The 6,542-nt window shown below is 35.8% G+C and carries 5 protein-coding genes and 1 tRNA gene; 3 read left to right on the top strand and 3 right to left on the bottom strand.

The window, feature by feature from the left end; all coding sequences use genetic code 11:
* Positions 1–592: SCO family protein (locus tag ACN0QX_RS15085; protein WP_417198147.1), on the bottom strand; the 592-nt coding region annotated here is incomplete at its 3' end.
* Between the two features lie 158 nt (positions 593–750).
* Between ACN0QX_RS15085 and rseP the strand changes: the two genes are divergently transcribed.
* Positions 751–2,076, top strand: a complete 1,326-nt coding sequence (gene rseP, locus ACN0QX_RS15080; RefSeq protein WP_417198146.1) for an RIP metalloprotease RseP — start codon at positions 751–753, stop codon at positions 2,074–2,076.
* Between the two features lie 124 nt (positions 2,077–2,200).
* Positions 2,201–2,274 (top strand) — tRNA-Asn (locus tag ACN0QX_RS15075).
* A gap of 138 nt (positions 2,275–2,412) precedes the next feature.
* Here ACN0QX_RS15075 and ACN0QX_RS15070 read toward each other — a convergent pair.
* Both ACN0QX_RS15070 and ACN0QX_RS15065 read right to left on the bottom strand, forming a co-directional pair.
* Complete coding sequence (locus ACN0QX_RS15070; RefSeq protein WP_417198145.1) at positions 2,413–2,769, bottom strand: hypothetical protein; 357 nt, start codon at positions 2,767–2,769, stop codon at positions 2,413–2,415.
* Between the two features lie 92 nt (positions 2,770–2,861).
* Positions 2,862–6,185: a phage tail tape measure protein gene (locus ACN0QX_RS15065; protein WP_417198144.1), complete on the bottom strand. Its 3,324-nt coding sequence runs from the start codon at positions 6,183–6,185 to the stop codon at positions 2,862–2,864.
* Between the two features lie 84 nt (positions 6,186–6,269).
* On the opposite strand from ACN0QX_RS15065, the gene ACN0QX_RS15060 reads away from it, so the two are divergent.
* Positions 6,270–6,470: a hypothetical protein gene (locus tag ACN0QX_RS15060; protein WP_417198143.1), complete on the top strand. Its 201-nt coding sequence runs from the start codon at positions 6,270–6,272 to the stop codon at positions 6,468–6,470.
* The last annotated feature ends 72 nt before the right edge of the window (positions 6,471–6,542 follow it).

Below are 6,542 nucleotides of genomic sequence, written 5' to 3'. Positions count from 1 at the left end.
CACGAATTCGTTTCTCTTTATCAACTAAAATAAAGTTTTCGGTATGAATCATATCAAAAGGGCCGCCATCTCCAACAGTTTTAACAGCCAAATAACTTTTACGAGCAAGGTTATAAATCTGTTTTTTATCTCCAGTAACCATATTCCATTTACTGTCAACAACCCCTTTTTCTTCTGCATACGCTTTGAGTCGCGGTACAGAATCTATAACAGGCGTAACCGAGTGAGAAAGCAACATCACCTCGGGATCGTTTATAATTTTTTCCTGAATTCTAACCATATTATCGGTCATCATTGGACAGATAGAAAGACAAGTAGTAAAAAAGAAATCGGCTACATAAATTTTATCTTTATAATTGGCTTCCGTAATAGTATCTCCATTTTGATTTATCAATTTAAAAGGAGCAATTTTATGATACTTCCTAATGTATTGCACACTAGTGTCCACCAATTCCGCATTCACCATAGAAGGTTCGTAAATAGCCAAACGCTCCTTTGGTTTTAGGGCTTGGTAAATTAAACTGATAATAATTACCGAAAGTACAAAAAGGGTAATAAATAAGTATTTGAATTTGCTAAAGAATTGTAGCATCTTGTTACATTTAATGTGCTTGCAAAAATACAACAATAGGCAGGAAAAATGAGCTTTTTATCTTAAAACCATCATAAAAACTTAGGCATACTTCATTTTGATTGTGCTATATAGAAGTAAAACGTTACTTTTGTCCGATTGAAAATGAAACCTAATTTATGAGTCCAATTTTAGTTAAGGCTATTCAACTTTTTTTAAGTTTATCTATACTTATTATTTTACATGAGCTTGGTCATTTTATTCCAGCCAAAATCTTTAAAACTCGTGTTGAGAAATTCTTTTTATTCTTTGATGTAAAATTCGCTTTATTCAAAAAGAAAATAGGCGAAACCGAATATGGTATCGGGTGGCTTCCATTGGGAGGTTATGTTAAAATTTCGGGAATGATAGATGAGAGCATGGACAAGGAGCAGATGGCACAACCACCTCAACCATGGGAATTCCGTTCCAAACCAGCTTGGCAACGTTTAATTATTATGTTAGGCGGGGTTACTGTAAACCTTTTACTTGGTTTCTTTATCTATGCCATGGTATTATATGCTTGGGGAAGTAATGAAGTTTCTCAAAATGTTTTTCCAAATGGATTTGCAGTTGCAGATCAAATAGAGCAATATGGATTTAAAGATGGAGACAAAATATTAAAAATTGATGGCAAAGCTCCTGAAAATATACTAGATATAAGCAGATTGGTTGTTGTTAGAGGCATTGAAAATATAGAAGTAAAGCATCCTAACGGCAAAACTGAAACTTTAAGTTTGCCCGATACCTTAGGCACCTATTTATACAAACAAGGAGTTTTAAAACCTTTTACACCCCGTACAGCTCCAATTTTAGATAGTATATTTCCCGATAGACCTGCTGCTATGGCTGGACTGCAAACTAACGACAGAATTGTTTCTGTAGATGGTAATGCTATTACTTTTGCTGATGAATTTTCCGACAAGCTAAAAAATGCAAACGGGAAGGCTTTAAGTCTTGTTGTTGAAAGAAATAAAATTACCGACACCATATCGGTTACTCCAGAAGAAGATAATACTATTGGAATTTCCTATGGATATTCTTTAACTGAAAAAGATATTACCAAGAAAACATATAGCTTAGCGGAAGCTATTCCTGCAGGAATTAACTACGGATATTGGACCTTAAGAGATTATATAAGCTCCATGAAGTTTCTTTTTACCAAAAAAGGAGCTACAGAAGTAGGTGGATTTGGAACCATTGCGAAGCTTTTTCCTGAGACATGGGACTGGCAAGGATTCTGGCTTTCTACCGCCTTTATATCTATAATTCTGGCATTTATGAACATTTTACCAATTCCAGCACTCGATGGAGGACATGTAATGTTCTTATTATATGAAATGATTACGGGAAGAAAACCAAGTGAAAAATTCTTAGAATATGCACAAATGATTGGTTTCTTTATATTAATTGCATTACTTTTGTACGCCAACGGAAACGACCTTTATAAGGCGATTTTCAAATAAAATAAAAAAGTTTATTTTTTGTTTGGTGTAAAGAAAAAAACATATATATTTGCATCCGCAAAACAGGAATAAAAAGCTTCTCAAGCAAGCATCTATAAAGGCTTAGAAGTATTTAAAAATAAATTCCTCCTTAGCTCAGTTGGTTAGAGCATCTGACTGTTAATCAGAGGGTCCTTGGTTCGAGCCCAAGAGGGGGAGCATTTAAACCCAGTAAAGCATTAGTTTTACTGGGTTTTCTGTTTTTATTAATTAAATTTATCCCGCATTTTATACCACAAAACAAAAAAACCTCTAAAAAAGAGGTTTTTAAATATTAAATAGAAATCTGCTCTGGTGTCATTCATCTTTCTTCATTAGGAAATGATAAACATTCTGATTATTTACAGCAAATGCGTATGCTTGAACAAACTTATAACCATGCTCAGTCATAAAGTTCAATGCGTCTACCATTGAGTTAAAATCAACTTTCTTTTCATTTTCATCTACAATAGTAGTCTCCTTATAAGATCCTAGTAATTTAGTTCTTTGCCCAAAATCAATTTCAATTGTGACTTTGCTACTCATAAATTTAGTTGTTCCAACAATCTGAACATACTCCTCATTTATTTCATGTATAGGCACTCCGTTTACTGTTTGGGAATAAGAAGAATAAAAACAAATCGTGAATAGTAAAGTAGATAATAGAATTTTCATTTTTTATGATATTTAGTTTCTACAAACTTAGTCAATCAATTTATATTTACTTTACGGAAAACCTCATTGTCTTTTGCCCTAAGTTCGGATGTTTATCCTTGTGCTTGAATTTGTAATAAACCGCTTTCAATACCAGCCATGCGTCCGTCTATACTTTCTAAATAAGGCAAGTAGTTGGTTACCCCTTGTGAAATCGTAGCTAAGTATTGGCTATTTTGTGTAGCAATAGAAATACCACTAGCCACATCTAAGCGTATAGCGTTTAACGTTCCTGCAAGTATATTGGCTGTATCTTCTGTAATAGTGGATATTGCGCCTGTAAGCCCTGTTTTTTGAGTTCCTTGACCTCCTAATCCATCTAATCCTAGCCCTTCTAAAACTTCATTAATAGCTTCTATATCGGTTTGAGCACCGTTAATTATTGAATTGTAAAGCGAACGCAAAGAAGCTATCTCCGCAGGCGTGTATTCACTATCGCTTCCAGCTTCCGAAAATTGCTCGTAGAATTTTGCTATCTCTTTTTCTAGGTACTTTGTTTGAAAAGCTTGTAGCATTGCATCTTGCATTAAATCCTTGAAGTCATTGGCAAAGTCTGCAACTGATTTTTTACCTTCTTTTAATCCAGAAATAATACTGTCGACAATGGTAGTTTGTGTGGTTCCTGTATATAACTCATCTAATTGCGCTCTTAACTCTTCAGCTTCTCGCCTTGCGCTTTCTGCTGTCTCTTCAAGTTCTTCAAGTTTAGCTTGGTCGGTTCCAGAACCTCTTCCTTTATTTGCAATGGTAATACCAAGGTATTTTATTTCTTTTCTAGCATTTGCCTCGGCTTCTGCAGCTTTTTCAGCAGCTTCCTCTAGTTCTTGTAATTGTTCAATTTGCGTTATCCTTCCCGAAATTCTATCTTCTCCAACTGATTTACTAATCGTGTAATCAAGTTTTTCAATTACACGCTCTAAATCCTCAATCGCTTTTTCAAACCTTGCGGTATCTGAACTTATTCCAGTTGACAAAACAGCGTTTAAAGCTTGAATACCTCCTTGAACCATTTGGCCCGGATTACCAGAAAATAAATTCCCTGCTGCTGTTCCTAGTTCTTGAAGCATTCCCAAAGCCTCGGTTAAGTCTTCGCTTGCTCCTAAATCTTCAAATAAGGTTTTAGCCTCTCCAATAGCTCCAGATACTTGACTGAATGTTTCTACTATTTTATCCGAAGTAGTTTCAGAAATAGCATCTATCTGAGTAATGATTAACTCATATTCATCCGTACCTTGCTTATAGAGTTTTAAAAGTTCTTTCCAGTTATCTTTTTCTTCTCGTAAGCGTTTAAGGCTTAAATCTCTTAATTGGTAATTAGCTTTTTCTTGAAGCGTAGTTAAATCATCCTGCCCCTCCCTCGCTATTTTTAACTTTTCTTCCCAAATATTAAGGTATTCTTTTATCTGCCCTCTGTCGTTTTCATTGGCTGCATCAAATTTGGATCTTAAATCACGAATAACCGATTCTATGAAGTTTATTGAAGTGGTGTCTACCGTGAAATCAAATTCTAGGTTTACTTTTTGATTTGTGATTGCATTAACTTCACTTACATTAGGTCTATTTTTTACACCTCCACCGCCAGTAGGCTCAATAAGCGACTTTAAATATTTAAGTCTTTCCTCAGCGGCTTTTTTTAATTCCTCGTTCTGTGATTTTAAGTAAGGGATTAGTTCATCGTTTTTGGTGGCGTTTTGAATTTCTTTTAATTGCTCTTCAATAGATTTTGTTAATCCATCTGACTCAATATCAATACCTAGAGTTAACTTAATTTCCTCAAGCCTTTTACGCATTTTTTCAAGCTTCGCATCAGCATCTGAAAGTCTATCGCCCGCACCTTCTAATTGACCTATTAACCCTCTTAATCTTTGACCCGCTCCATAAACGCCAAGTCTTTCATCATCTGGGAGCTCTCCCAATAATTGTTTTGCTCTTTCAATTAAAGTGTTGTTATCACTTAATTGAACTCCATACCTCTCAGCGGTTTTGACGACTTCTAATTTTAAATCTTTCTCAGCCTTAGCTTCGTCAATTCTTTTTTCATTGGCTCTTTCTTGTGCCTTGTCTACTGAATTAAGTTCCTCTTGAATTACAATCCTATTTAGTAACTCATCGTTAATCCCTTTAATAGCGTCACGCACATCATCATTACTAGCCTTGTCACTTTTTAAATTAGCTAAGTAGTTAGGGTATTTAGTCTTTAATTCGTCTATAAGTCTAATTCTATCTTCTTGCGTGGTATTTACATCTATTATAGAGTCTTGCGTAAGAAGCAGTTCGGTGCGCTCTTTCTCAAGGGATAATATTACCTTGTCTGTACCTTCAGTTATTTCTAGTAAAAATCCAGCAACCGCACTAGACGCTTCTAGTAAGTTATTCCCTAAATCTTCCGTAGTTGCTCTAATTCTATTACCTAGAATCGTCCATTGGTTTATATTTCCAGTCATTTGAGTTCCAAATGCTGCACTAGCCGCTCCCGCCGAGTTGCTTAATTGGTCTAAATCTTTAGCCGCTCCCTCTGCACTATCCCCTGCGGTTGCTAAAATTGCAGAAACCGCCTCAACTCTTCCTGTTAGGTTTTTAAGTTCGTTTTGACTACCTCCTGCTTGGTCGTATACTGCTTGAAAGGCTTCTTGTAATGTATAAGCGTTCGCCCATCCGTCGCCCATCACTTCGCTTGTAGCCTCTATTGCGGCTCTAATTTGTGTCATGGCTTGCGCTGTCGGAACACCTTGTTTTGTTAAGGATGCAACCGCTGCTAATAACTCTCTAAAATCAACGCCAGTAGCTGCGGCAAGTGGTGCGGCTTGTGATAAGTTTTGAGATAGTTCGGAAAAGGTAGTTTTACCAAGTTCAACCGTTTTAAACAAAGCATCTGAAACGCTTTCGGCTTCTTCTGCTTCTAATTTAAAGGCATTTAATACAGTTGTGATACCGTCGGCTGCTGTTTCTGTATCTGTAACCCCTGCAACCGCTGCTTTACTTGCAGTTTCTAAAAGTTTTAATCCCGCTGCTCCATCATATCCAGCCGATACGATTTGATAATAAGCTTTGGCTAACTTTATTGGGTCGTCAGTCGTTTGCTTTGATAGGTCAAAAATAGCGGATGAAACCCCCTCGAAATCTTCTTGAGTAGCTTTTGAAATGGTTTGCACCTCTTTCATTGCGGATTCGTAATCCTTAGCAAAAGAATATGCTTGTGCTGATATTCCAGCGAATACGGTTATTGCGGCAACTCCTAAAGCCGCAAACGGATTTATCTTACCAATAGAACCCGCTAAGTCAGAAATAATGTTAACCGCTTGATTTGCGCCTTGCTGTAGTCCTGAATTATCTAAGCCAGTAGAAAAATATAATGAGTTGTCGCCACGTACTGCCATTTATAACACTTTTCATCTAAATTACTTTGCTGTAGTGCTTTAAATGAGTATTTTAGTGCTTCAATACCGTAGTGGCGTTATTTTATGAAAAAAGGGAAAGTTTTCGCTCATTTACCTAATGGAGAAATGATGTTAAGAGAGCCGTTTATTTATTATAAACGTGTTGGAAATCGATTCTTTTTTGAAAGTAAATACACTAAAATCGACTTTGAAATGGAAGGTAAAAACCTATTTGATTTTGTCGATAAATATAGTATTGGGGATGAAGTTAAATTTTATGAGTAATTGATACGACATGACAATACCCATCATATTATCTATATGCATTTTAGTTGCAGGTTTTTTTTACTTTATGTA

The organism is Bizionia sp. (assembly GCF_048259285.1).
Taxonomy (GTDB): domain Bacteria; phylum Bacteroidota; class Bacteroidia; order Flavobacteriales; family Flavobacteriaceae; genus Algorimicrobium; species Algorimicrobium hallyeonense.
Note: the sequence above shows the minus strand (reverse complement) of the source record. Positions and strands in the feature narration are given on the sequence as shown.